Annotated in this window: 14 protein-coding genes and 1 pseudogene; 4 read left to right on the plus strand and 11 right to left on the minus strand. The window is 62.8% G+C overall.

What is annotated here, in order from left to right; translation table 11 throughout:
* Nucleotides 1-106 precede the first annotated feature (106 nt).
* Both A5727_RS14335 and A5727_RS28460 read right to left on the minus strand, forming a co-directional pair.
* Nucleotides 107-439 (minus strand): contact-dependent growth inhibition system immunity protein, encoded by a 333-nt coding sequence (locus tag A5727_RS14335; RefSeq protein WP_068250267.1) that lies wholly within the window; start codon nucleotides 437-439, stop codon nucleotides 107-109.
* Nucleotides 408-743 carry an RNase A-like domain-containing protein gene (locus A5727_RS28460; RefSeq protein WP_353612264.1) on the minus strand — a complete coding sequence of 112 codons (336 nt, stop codon included), beginning with the start codon at nucleotides 741-743 and terminating at the stop codon, nucleotides 408-410. Before A5727_RS28460 ends, A5727_RS14335 begins: the two co-directional genes overlap by 32 nt.
* Before the next feature lie 65 nt (nucleotides 744-808).
* Here A5727_RS28460 and A5727_RS27510 point away from each other — a divergent pair.
* From A5727_RS27510 to A5727_RS27515, 3 genes and pseudogenes are all read left to right on the plus strand, one after another.
* Nucleotides 809-1,569 (plus strand): annotated as a pseudogene (locus A5727_RS27510) (transposase); the annotation flags it as partial.
* A 75-nt stretch (nucleotides 1,570-1,644) separates the two neighbouring features.
* Nucleotides 1,645-2,484: an alpha/beta fold hydrolase gene (locus tag A5727_RS27000; protein WP_157521386.1), complete on the plus strand. Its 840-nt coding sequence runs from the start codon at nucleotides 1,645-1,647 to the stop codon at nucleotides 2,482-2,484.
* Nucleotides 2,485-2,529: 45 nt separating this feature from the next.
* Nucleotides 2,530-2,775: a hypothetical protein gene (locus tag A5727_RS27515; RefSeq protein WP_157521384.1), complete on the plus strand. Its 246-nt coding sequence runs from the start codon at nucleotides 2,530-2,532 to the stop codon at nucleotides 2,773-2,775.
* Nucleotides 2,776-3,241: 466 nt separating this feature from the next.
* Here the strand turns inward: A5727_RS27515 and A5727_RS28530 are convergent, their stop codons facing one another.
* From A5727_RS28530 to A5727_RS14375, 6 genes are all read right to left on the minus strand, one after another.
* On the minus strand, nucleotides 3,242-3,394 hold the full coding sequence (locus A5727_RS28530) for an Imm63 family immunity protein (protein ID WP_502687681.1): 153 nt from the start codon (nucleotides 3,392-3,394) through the stop codon (nucleotides 3,242-3,244).
* A gap of 152 nt (nucleotides 3,395-3,546) precedes the next feature.
* Entirely contained in the window at nucleotides 3,547-3,960 is a 414-nt protein-coding gene (locus tag A5727_RS27005; RefSeq protein ID WP_082949810.1) for an Imm61 family immunity protein, read from the minus strand.
* A gap of 65 nt (nucleotides 3,961-4,025) precedes the next feature.
* Nucleotides 4,026-5,957 (minus strand): TNT domain-containing protein, encoded by a 1,932-nt coding sequence (locus tag A5727_RS14360; RefSeq protein ID WP_068250276.1) that lies wholly within the window; start codon nucleotides 5,955-5,957, stop codon nucleotides 4,026-4,028.
* 109 nt (nucleotides 5,958-6,066) lie between these two features.
* Nucleotides 6,067-6,390, minus strand: a complete 324-nt coding sequence (locus A5727_RS14365; protein ID WP_068250279.1) for a contact-dependent growth inhibition system immunity protein — start codon at nucleotides 6,388-6,390, stop codon at nucleotides 6,067-6,069.
* Nucleotides 6,387-6,668 (minus strand): hypothetical protein, encoded by a 282-nt coding sequence (locus A5727_RS14370; protein ID WP_157521385.1) that lies wholly within the window; start codon nucleotides 6,666-6,668, stop codon nucleotides 6,387-6,389. The genes A5727_RS14365 and A5727_RS14370 overlap by 4 nt, the downstream gene beginning before the upstream one ends.
* A 58-nt stretch (nucleotides 6,669-6,726) precedes the next feature.
* Nucleotides 6,727-6,933 carry a hypothetical protein gene (locus tag A5727_RS14375; RefSeq protein WP_068250285.1) on the minus strand — a complete coding sequence of 69 codons (207 nt, stop codon included), beginning with the start codon at nucleotides 6,931-6,933 and terminating at the stop codon, nucleotides 6,727-6,729.
* 481 nt (nucleotides 6,934-7,414) lie between these two features.
* On the opposite strand from A5727_RS14375, the gene A5727_RS14380 reads away from it, so the two are divergent.
* Nucleotides 7,415-7,738 (plus strand): contact-dependent growth inhibition system immunity protein, encoded by a 324-nt coding sequence (locus A5727_RS14380; RefSeq protein ID WP_068250288.1) that lies wholly within the window; start codon nucleotides 7,415-7,417, stop codon nucleotides 7,736-7,738.
* A 59-nt stretch (nucleotides 7,739-7,797) separates the two neighbouring features.
* Here A5727_RS14380 and nrdE read toward each other — a convergent pair whose 3' ends face one another.
* The 3 genes from nrdE to A5727_RS14395 are packed head-to-tail and all read right to left on the minus strand — an operon-like array spanning nucleotide 7,798 to nucleotide 10,656.
* Nucleotides 7,798-9,966, minus strand: coding sequence for a class 1b ribonucleoside-diphosphate reductase subunit alpha (gene nrdE / locus A5727_RS14385; RefSeq protein ID WP_082949811.1), 2,169 nt, complete (start codon nucleotides 9,964-9,966; stop codon nucleotides 7,798-7,800).
* Nucleotides 9,933-10,385, minus strand: a complete 453-nt coding sequence (gene nrdI / locus A5727_RS14390; protein ID WP_068250294.1) for a class Ib ribonucleoside-diphosphate reductase assembly flavoprotein NrdI — start codon at nucleotides 10,383-10,385, stop codon at nucleotides 9,933-9,935. Before nrdI ends, nrdE begins: the two co-directional genes overlap by 34 nt.
* Before the next feature lie 28 nt (nucleotides 10,386-10,413).
* Nucleotides 10,414-10,656 (minus strand): redoxin NrdH, encoded by a 243-nt coding sequence (locus A5727_RS14395; protein WP_068250297.1) that lies wholly within the window; start codon nucleotides 10,654-10,656, stop codon nucleotides 10,414-10,416.
* Nucleotides 10,657-11,206 lie beyond the last annotated feature (550 nt).

Here is an 11,206-nt window from a genome sequence, read left to right on the forward strand (position 1 = left end):
CCATTGCGGAACACGGCCGCCAGTTCACGCACTTGCCTCTTGGCCCATTCGACGTTCAACCCGCTCAACACCTCATACTCGAACGCGAATCGCTGTGCGCGCCACCTCAACGCTCGGATGCGGTGCGCTCGTCGATCATCGCCGCGTGCGTACGTAGACGGTCTGCGATCTGGCCCAGCCACTCGGTGTAGGTCAGCGGGTCTGGAAGGTAATCGACACCCACGCTGTTGACCAGGAGCTGTCCCAAGTCGGGTTCAGCGCGGGCCTGGCGTAGGTTATCGATCTCCTGGGCCAGGTTGCACAGGGCCCGAGCGACAGGTCGTGCCGTGACATAACTGTCGACCACTCCCTCCCAGTCCTCTGCTTCGAGATCCCAATCCTGGTGGAAGTAGGCACCGAGAAATTGGTCAAGGTCCCTGGATATCGAGCCATCGTTCATGGTGTGGGGAACCCTGTAAGCACGTACCACCCGCCATTTCCGTCGCCTTTGAGCACCACCCTAACTCCGGTGCCCGGCACCGCCTCCGTATGAAAGGTGCACCGAGCCTGAGATACAAATCGGCTCCGCTCGACAGCCACTCGACAATCTCTTGTTGATGGCGTTGGAGCACGGAGCCGACGGCTGCGGCTGCCTCATCGAGGTTGTTGAACGACGAGGCCGTTCCCAATTTGGTTGAGTCGAGGCGAGCAGAAAGATCGTCGAAGGTTAGCGATGTCCTCAGGCTGGCTGGCGTGACCCCGATCGGTTGATCCGTGGCTTATGAGAGTCTTGCGGCCCACATTGTGGGTAGGAAGGCACGACAAGATCATGGTGACGATGAGACGGCACAGCCCGGAGCAGATTGTGCGCAAGCTGATGGCTGCTGACCGGCTGTTGGACGAGGGCAAGGACACCGCGGCGGTATGCCGCGAACTCGGCGTTTCCGAGGCCACCTACCACCGGTGGCGCAACCAGTTCGGCGGCCTGAAAGCCGAGGACGCCAAACGGCTCAAGGACCTCGCACGCGAGAACGCCGCCCTCAAGCGGCTGTTGGCCGATGCTGAGTTGGTGAAGGACGCGCTGCGGGAGATCGCCAAGGGAAACTTCTAGGCCCGGGACGCCGGCGGGCAGCTATTCGTCACCTGCAGCGCGTGCTGGGGGTCAGCGAGCGGTTCGCCTGCCGCGTCACCGGGCAACACCGCGCCACCCAAAGCCACGAACCCACGTCGGCGACGCCAGACGACCCAGACGCCGCCCTGCGAGCGTGGCTACGCGGCTACGCCAAGAAGCATCCTCGACGTCGATTCCGGCCCGCCTAACATGACGCCCGCGGCGAAGGCTGGGTCGTCAATCACAAGAAGATCCAACGCCTGTGGCGGTGGAGGTACCGTGGCGTTGCGCTTGCGCGCTGCGGAACCCGCAGGCCTTCCTCCCGCCCCCCGCCGACCGTTGTGGCCGAAGCACCCGACCGGGTGTGGGTGGTGAACTTCCAGTTCGACGTCACCACCGGCGGGCGGCCGATGAAGATCGTGTCGATCATCGACGAGCACACCCGCGAATGCCTCGCCACCTGTTGTCACCGGTGCCTACTCGCGATCGCAGTGGGTCCGATCGCCATCTCGAAGTTCGACCATCGAAAGCCGCCGTTGAGGGATGCTATGACGGTGAAGCAGTTTCGCCGCGGTGAGCTTGTTTTTGATGTTGTTGATTCGGGGCCAGCTGACGGTTCGGTCGTGGTCCTATTGCACGGGTTCCCACAGTCCAACGCCTCTTGGGATGCGGTTATCCCACTTCTGACCGCACGAGGATATCGCTGCCTGGCTCCGAACCAGCGGGGATATTCACCCGGTGCCCGGCCTGAACGCCGACGCGACTACCGCATGACTGAACTCGTCGATGACGTCGCCGCACTGATCGATGCAAGCGGCGCCGAGAAAGTCCATCTCGTAGGCCATGACGCTGGCGCTGGAATGGGATGGGTGTTCGCAGCAAATCACCCAGACCGTCTTCACACCTTCACGGCACTGTCGACCCCGCACCCAACCGCATTCAAGAACGCGATACTGACAAGCCGCCAAGGGATTACATCGTGGTACATCTACTTCTATCAATTGCCCCGAATCCCTGAGTGGTACTACCTAGGCCGGCGCGGCGACGCCTCAAGACTGTCGCGCTACATGCAGGCCGGCGGCCAAAGCCCTGTGCTGGCAGACCGAGATGCGAGCGCGATGGCCGAACCCGGGACACTCACCGCGTCAATGAATTGGTACCGGGCACTTTCATGGTCAGACAAGATTGGCCAGACAACGGTTCCCACCATGTATGTGTGGAGCGACAGCGACAAGTGGGTCCTTGACAAGGCCGCTCGCAACACGGGCCGCTACGTCAGCGGGCAATACCGCTTCGAGATCCTCCACGGAACTTCTCACTGGATACCTGAAGAGCAGCCAGACACAGTCGCCCGCCTACTACTCGAATGGCTGGAAACCCATTCCTCTCCATGACTATCGCAAACCCTGATCCGAGACCTCGACAGCCACGCTGACCGGATGAATGCGGCGTCGCTAGTCGGCTGGGCGTCCACAGCCAAGCGAAGCCCACTGTCGCAGGGCTACGATTTCGACGACAACGATGAATATCGACTCTCAACCGCCGTGGACCAGCCTGCAGTCCTGATTCCGGTAGAACACGACCGCTCCACCGCGCCCGTCCTCGTCGACGTCGTCATCGACTGCATCGAGGGTGAATTCGAGATTGGCGAGCGTAGGACCGACGATCAGCTGGACGTTCTCTGAGAATCTGTTGTCCGCCACGAGTTTCAGCCCTTCACCCACGCGTTGCCCACACGACGACAGCCGTAGCGCGTTGCGTTCTCCATCAGGTACGCGATCTCTATTGCGAGAACGACTCGTGGCGCTTGCACACGACTTCCTCCAGCCTTTAAGTCGCGGGTTCCGAACAGGCTCGTGGCGATTGCTTCTTTGGGAAACCACCGATCCCGGAATACGGCGACGAATCCGAGTGCGGGCTGTGGGACCGGATCGGGTTGCGTCGGCATTGGAGGGTTGAGCGCTGGTTGAAGACGCTGCGGGGCTCAGCAGCGCGACCGCTGAGTAAGCCTCACAGCGGTTCGCCGATGTCGGGCAGCAGCGCGACGTCTTCAGGCTGACCATTGCGGAACACGGCCGCCAGTTCACGCACTCGCCTCTTGGCCCATTCGACGTTCAACCCGCTCAACACCTCATACTCGAACGCGAATCGCTATGCACGGTCACCGAATCGCCGTGCCGCCTCAGTCGTGACGACATCCTGGCAGTACCAGCACAACAGATCATCGAGACTGCCGACTCGATCGAATCCGAGTTGTCCGCGCTCATAGAACCTGAAGTGGTAGCCGGCGTCGTCGACGAAGATGTTGAGTCCATCGGTGACTTGAGACCGACGGGCATGGGCCGGACCCCCAACTGCTGCGACAGCCGGTCGATCTCGCGCTGAAGCACATCAATCTTGTCGTTCGGGAAACTTTCCGTAGTCATCCATAGTCCGATCAATCGACTGCAAATATGTCACCCCAGCCCCGAACTCACTTCCAGTTCAATGTCTTCGACCTGCCGGTCCATCAGATGGCTGAAGATCATCGCCTTGACCAACGGAAGTACCGCGGAGCCCGCGGGTGAATTCAGCTCATACCTGCCCGCGCTGATCTGCCTGGTATCGACAGAGACGGCGAATCCCTGTGCATACAGTGATGATCCCAGGTTCGGTGCATCGACAGCTGATCGAGCCAGACTTGCCCATGCCCAGATCAGGTATTTCTCCGCCAACTCGAACGTGGAGAACCGACCAACCTCGGGCCGCCACTGGTTGCGATCATCGAGTTCGTCCAGAACCCAAGAACCGTCGTCGAGATGAAGGCGGTACGAGAAGTCACTCGATCGGAACACGACCTGATCCCCATCGTGGTCGTCATCGATCGACACTCCTGTGGACCTCAACAGCTCCGCCCACCTTGTCCAGTTGTCCGCCAACCGCCTGTAGTCAGGTTTCACCTGTTCACCTTTCTCAGATATTGAGCATCGATGAGATCTTGCACAGAGGCGTTATTCCCATCAGCATCCAGAATGCGGTATTGCACTCCGCCACCTGGTTGGTTAAACCATGGCGCAGCCTGCGATCGTTCAATCGTGTAACCCGGCGGAAGGTTGGCGGGATCTGCGACAACATACTGGTAATAGGGCTTGTCCACACTTACTGGGGGTAACGCGCGTTCTGCGAAGGGAACGCCCTCGGGCGACATCCACGATCCGCCTGGATGCCCGAAGCGGTCAACCACCGTGCCCTTCGGCAACTGGACGTCTGGAGCCACCGTCCCGGGCACGGCGTACGGCTTGCCGGGCAGCGAGTCGTCGGGGTAGACGAGGCTCCCGTCTGCGTTTGTGAAATCCGGTCCTGGCGGTGTGGGTTGGTAACTGTCGAACAGGGGCGAGTCTGCCGGCAGTGCTGGCGGTGCGTGAACCGTCGATGGCGACGGGACGTGTGGGCTTGGCGCAGGGCCGGCGCCGGTGATGTCATCGAGGCCCGTGGCAGGTTTAGCGACCGACGTTGTGCTGTCGAGGGTTTCATGAGTAAGGCCGCCGAGTGCGGCTCGCGCGGCAAGAGTTTCCGGACCGAACACCACGGCGCTGCCGGCAGACTGGGTTCCATCCGCCGCCCATTCGCCGAGGTAGTAAGCAGCACTGGGTGAGTTGAGCGCACGATCGATCTCGTCCTTGACCGCCCCGACGGGATCGGAAATCGTCTCCTGCAGACCACCCAGGAGTGCCTGCCATGATTCGAGAACACCTGGAGACTTCGAGTCGCCGGTTCCAAACAGGCTCTTGGCGAAGGCTTCATTGGCAAACCACCGATCGCGGAAGCCGTCGACGAATCCAGGCGCGGGCTGTGGGACCGGGTCGGGCTGCGGCATGGTGGGGTTGAGCGCCAAATACTCACCCAGTCGGTGGGTGTCCTGCAGGAATCGGTCAAGCGCGGCGTCCATGGACTCAGGCGGCACTCCCTGCATTGCAAGCAGGTCCCGCGCAGCGGCGACGACTGCGGGGTCGGACTTGAGATCCTGCACCGATGGCACTCGGCTCAGCGCCGCCTGCCGTTGCTGCTCCATCGCCGCGCCCAGTCCCGGCGCCGTCGCCTCCAGCGCCTGATCCAGATTCTTAGGCACCTCCTTGGGGTCCGCCGTCGTTCCCGGCGGGAACAGTTGGTCCTGCAGCGTGGGCGGACGCTCCTCGCCCTGAGCCGGGTTCTCGGCCGCGGCGGGGCCGTCCGGCAACAGCATGTCCTGCCAAGTCTTCGGCGGTTCAGATCCCTGCTCTGCATCGCCGCCCCCGCCGCCACCGTCGGGTTCCGGTGCCGGGGATAGGTGCGGACTCAGCGGCGCGTCCATCGACTGCACTGTCCCCTCGGCGAAGCTGACCTCCCCCAGCGGCGCGACCGCTGCGGTGATCTTGGCCGCGACCTCAGCGTCCAGTTCCGCCAGGCGCAACGCACGGGCGTTGATCTCGGCCGAAAGCTCCTGGCCTTCAGCCAGTTTGGCCGGATACTCCGCGGCCGTGACCCCGTGTCGAGTCGACAGGGACAGATCATCGTGGACATCGAACCCGGCCGCCTCGGCCCTGCGCACCGAGTCGAGCACCTGCTGCTTGGCGGTCTCCAGATCGGCCGCGCCGGCACGCGCAGCCCTCGCCGCACCATCCAGGACATCGGCCAAACCACGCACTCGATACAGGTCCGCCAGCGTGCGCGCCTGGGTGGCTTCGGCGGCTCGGCCGTCCCAGTCAGCGCCGCCTGGGCTCAGCGCGCCACGATGCGCGGTGGAGAAGGCACCCTCCCAGCCCGCGGCGGTGGTGGTCCAGTGGCGGGCGGCCGTCTGCAGATGGGCGGTGTCCCAGTTGCGGATCTGCGACAGACTCGGCAGCGCCACCCCCGCTGCTGCAGTCCCTCCCCCGACTGCTGCCATCTACATCCGGATCAAGCTCAGGGCCACTGTGTCCACAGCAGCTGAGTCTATTGCTGGCCTACCCGAGTGCAATTCACTGATTTCGGTCTTCGAGTGTCGCAGCGTGCTGACGCAACCGGTGCGCGATCTGGCCCAGCCACGCGGTGTAGGTCGGCGGTTCGGGAAGGTAAAAGACGCCGACTGTGTACACCAAGAACTGTTCCAAGTCGGGTTCAGCGCGGGCCTGACGCAGCGTGTCGATCTCCTCGGCCAGCATCCTCAAGAGCCCGGCAACTGGGTGATCGTTGACGTAGCCGTCGACGATTCCCTGCCAGTCGTCGGCCTCCAGATCCCAGTCCTGATGAAAGTAGGCGCCGAAGAACTGCTTGAGGTCCCGAGAGATCGAGCCGTCGTTCACGGATGCACCGCAGAGATCTGCTGCGCCGACGCGTGATCCAGCTCGGACATCACCGCCCCGACCATGCCGACCTTCGCACCCGTGGTCGACAGTCGTGCGGCCAGAAGCCCGGCCGCCGCACTCACCACCGCATTCGCCGCCACGACCGCCGCCGACGTCGCCTGGCCACCTGCCGGCGGGTTGCCGGATGGAACCCCGTCCACGACATCGCCAGCCGCTGCAACATGCTGACTCGCAGCAAGCTGCAGACCTTCCGCACTAAGGCCGATCAGATCCACAATAGGGAAGTCTATTGCCGGCACAGGAGTGCGCAATTCACCAATTGCGGGGCCGCTCTCAACCGCTCATTCCGGCCTTCGACAGCAGGTAGAGGACGAGCACACCGACTCCGCCGACGATCAGCGCCCTGCCAAGCCTCCGGTTCTTCCTGCGCTGCGCCATTCCGAACAACAGCAGGCCTATGCCGAAGGCGAAGATGCCCAGATCCACTGTCATCCGGCCCAGCTCATAGCTGAGACTGCTGGCAATCACATCAATGCGCACCGTGCCCTCCCCAACGTCAGGTCCCGGAGTCTATTGCCGACGGACGCGTGCGCAATTCACAGCGGTTGCGGCCGGACAGCTGGCGTGCTGAGGATGCGGGGCTGAGCGACGGGACGTGCGTTGCAATAACTGTCGACGACGCGCTACCAGTCCCCGCTTCGAGATCCCAACCCTGGTGAAAGCAGACGCCGCCGCCCTTCAGGACTGTCTCAACGCCGGCACCTATCACGCGAAGCCGCCAACGAGTGAATTGCGAACCCTCGCAATGCCCCTGAGAATCTGCGCATGGACCTGATCCGATTCACCGCTGGCCTACGCCTGGTCGGCGAACGGCGCTACCGACCGACTCAGGCTCTCGGTACCGTTCGACGGCGGGCAGGTGCTCGTTCGCGGCTCTCGCGCGACAGTGCCCGCCACCCCAGTCGTAGTGGTTCTAGAAGGAATTGGAAATGTGGATTGTGTTGACGGGATACCCCTTAACATGAGTGACCGTCGAACGCCGGACAACTTGGAACAGTTTTTTGGCGGTAATTTCCACCCGGACTGGGATCTCGAAGCCGCGGACTGGCCTCAGATTGTGGACAGTTTCGTTGTGGGCGAGCAACCCGGGCAGCTGCGTTCCTTGGCCCGCAATATTGACGAATTCCGTGACAGCAGGCCGGATCCCGAACTCCACGCGGCGATGTCAAATATGGGCGGCTTCTACGACCCGCGGCCGGACATGACCTACTCCGAGTGGCTGGGACACGTCGCCGCGCGACTGCGCCAGCACGCCGCCGACATCGAGAACGACGGCGCTTACTGAGCCCAGAACGCAGGCCAGGAGACAATTCTCCTGGCCTGCGACCTATTGCTGAGACATGCCTACAGCATGCAGGACACGCAGCCCTCGACTTCGGTTCCCTCCAAAGCCATCTGGCGCAGCCGGATGTAGTAGAGCGTCTTGATCCCCTTGCGCCAGGCGTAGATCTGCGCCTTGTTCACATCGCGTGTGGTGGCGGTGTCCTTGAAGAACAGCGTCAGGCTCAGGCCCTGGTCCACGTGCTGAGTGGCCGCGGCGTAGGTGTCGATGACCTTCTCGTAGCCGATCTCATAGGCATCCTGGTAGTACTCCAGGTTGTCGTTGTCCATGTAGGGCGCCGGGTAGTAGACGCGCCCGATCTTGCCCTCCTTGCGGATCTCGATCTTGCTGGCGATCGGGTGGATCGACGACGTCGAGTGGTTGATGTAGGAGATCGACCCCGTCGGCGGGACGGCCTGCAGGTTCTGGTTGTAGATGCCGTGCTTCTGCACCGACTCCTTGAGCCGCTTCCAGTCGTCCTGGTTCGGGATGCGGATGTTCGCGTCGGCGAACAGCTTCCGAACCCGGTCGGTCGCCGGCTCCCACACCTGATCGGTGTACTTGTCGAAGAACTCACCCGAGGCGTACTTCGACCGCTCGAAGCCCTTGAAGTGCGTGCCCCGTTCGATCGCAATGCGATTCGAGGCCCGCAGCGCGTGGTAGAGCACGGTGTAGAAGTAGATGTTGGTGAAGTCCACACCCTCTTCGGAGCCGTAGAAGATCCGCTCGCGCGCGAGGTAGCCGTGCAGGTTCATCTGCCCGAGACCGATGGCGTGCGACTCGTCGTTGCCCTTCTCGATCGACGGCACCGAGGTGATGCGGGTCTGGTCCGACACCGCGGTCAGCGCCCGGATGGCCACCTCGATGGTCTGACCGAAGTCCGGCGAGTCCATCGCCTTGGCGATGTTCAGCGAGCCCAGGTTGCACGAGATGTCCTTGCCGATCTTGGAATAGGACAGGTCGTCGTTGAACTCCGAGGCCGTCGAGACCTGCAGGATCTCCGAGCACAGGTTGGAGTGGGTGATCTTGCCGTCGATCGGGTTGGCCCGGTTCACGGTGTCCTCGTACATGATGTACGGGTAGCCGGACTCGAACTGCAGCTCGGCCAGGGTCTGGAAGAACTCGCGGGCCTTGATCTTGGACTTGCGGATCCGCGCGTCGTTGACCATCTCGTGGTACTTCTCCGACACCGAGATGTCGGCGAACGGCACCCCGTAGACGCGCTCGACGTCGTACGGCGAGAACAGATACATGTCCTCGTTCTTCTTCGCCAATTCGAACGTGATGTCCGGGATCACCACGCCGAGGCTCAGCGTCTTGATCCGGATCTTCTCGTCGGCGTTCTCGCGCTTGGTGTCGAGGAACCGGTAGATGTCGGGGTGGTGCGCGTGCAGGTACACCGCGCCCGCACCCTGACGGGCCCCGAGCTGGTTGGCGTAGGAGAACGAGTCCTCAAGCAGCTTCATGATCGGGATGACGCCCGAGCTCTGGTTCTCGATGTTCTTGATGGGCGCACCGTGCTCGCGAATGTTGGTCAGCAGCAGCGCAACTCCACCACCGCGCTTGGACAGCTGCAGCGCGGAGTTGATGGAGCGCCCGATGGACTCCATGTTGTCCTCGATGCGCAGCAGGAAGCAGCTGACCGGCTCACCGCGCTGCTTCTTGCCGGAGTTGAGGAACGTCGGGGTGGCCGGCTGGAATCGGCCCTCGATGATCTCGTCCACCAGCTGTTCGGCGAGCACCGTGTCACCGGCGGCCAGCGTGAGCGCCACCATCACGACGCGGTCCTCGAAGCGCTCGAGGTAACGCTTCCCGTCGAAGGTCTTCAGCGTGTAGGAGGTGTAGTACTTGAACGCGCCCAGGAATGTCGGGAAACGGAACTTCTTGGCGTACGCCCGGTCCGTCAGCTCCTTGACGAAGTTGCGCGAGTACTGATCGAGAACCTCACGCTCGTAGTAGTTCTCGCGGATCAGGTAATCGAGCTTCTCGTCCTGATTGTGGAAGAACACCGTGTTCTGGTTGACGTGCTGCAGGAAGTACTCCCGCGCAGCCCGCACGTCCATGTCGAACTGAATCCTGCCGTCGGCGTCGTACAGATTCAGCATCGCGTTGAACGCGTGGTAGTCCGTCTCCCCCGGCAGCGCGTGCGCGGTGGCGGTTACAGGCTCTGCAGCTGTGACGGTTGGTGGCACGTCTGTTCCTTCCAGAAGTCTTCCAAGCCGGCACGGACGGCGAAGACGTCATCCGTCGTGCCCATGAGTTCAAATCGATAGAGAAAGGGGACACCGCACTTACGCGAGACGACCTGGCCCGCGTAGCCGAACTCGGCGCCGAAGTTGGTGTTGCCCGCGGCGATGACGCCGCGGATCAACGACCGGTTGCGTTCGTTGTTGAGAAAGGCGATGACCTGCTTGGGGACATAGCCCCCGCGGTCGGGGTCGGGCCCGTTGGCGTGCCCGCCGCCGTAGGTCGGCAGGATCAGCACATACGGGGTGTCGACCTCGATCCGCTCGTGCAGGGGGATCCGGGTGGCGGGCAGGCCGAGCTTCTCCACGAATCGGTGCGTGTTCTCCGAAACGCTGGAGAAGTAGACGAGATTGTTGCCGGCCATGCCGGGCCTCCCCTCTGCGCTCGGCGGGTCAGGCAGTCGCCGTGACCGCTCCGGCCAGCGCCTTGATCCGATCCGGACGGAAGCCCGACCAGTGGTCACCGCCGGCCACCACGACGGGAGCCTGCAGGTAGCCCAGCGCCATGACGTAGTCACGGGCCTCGGGGTCGGTGGTGATGTCAACGACGTTGTATTCGATGCCCGCCTTGTCCAGGGCCTTGTACGTGGCGTTGCACTGCACACATGCGGGCTTGGTGTAAACGGTGACGCTCATCTGCTCCTACGCTCCCTTATGACGCTCAGCGAAGTCGTGCGATGCCTGGACTTCGTGGTACTCGGACTTCTCAACGGATGGGACTCACTGTTGTTCAGCGCGCCGGTGGTCCCCTTGATTCCATCTGCTCCGAGCCGCCCGAATCGTGGGAATCCAGTGGACTCCGGGTTGATCCGTGCGGTCCGGCTGACCTCGATGAGCTTGGGGTCTGTCGGCCTGTCAGACACTACACCTAGTGGCCGACATTGCGAAGTACTACAAGATGTTCTGAACCACATTCATGAAATTCCCAGGTCGTAAGCCCAACACGGGTCCCCGCGCCCGGCGTGTCGCAGATCACAACACGCCGGAGTGGGGCCCGCGTCGGTTGTCCACAGCCTGTGTATCACCGGCCACCGACAGATTCGCCGCGCCGCGTCGCGGCCGTCCGAGGCCGCCCCCCGCAACAGCAAAGTCGGGGCGCGCGGGAACGTAGGGGAGCGGGGGAGGAGCGGTGTTGTTTGAAGGGGCGACCCCCCCCGGCCGGGGGTAGGCGGGGGGCGGAGGGGCG

Source organism: Mycobacterium sp. ACS4331, assembly GCF_001667265.1.
GTDB lineage: Bacteria > Actinomycetota > Actinomycetes > Mycobacteriales > Mycobacteriaceae > Mycobacterium.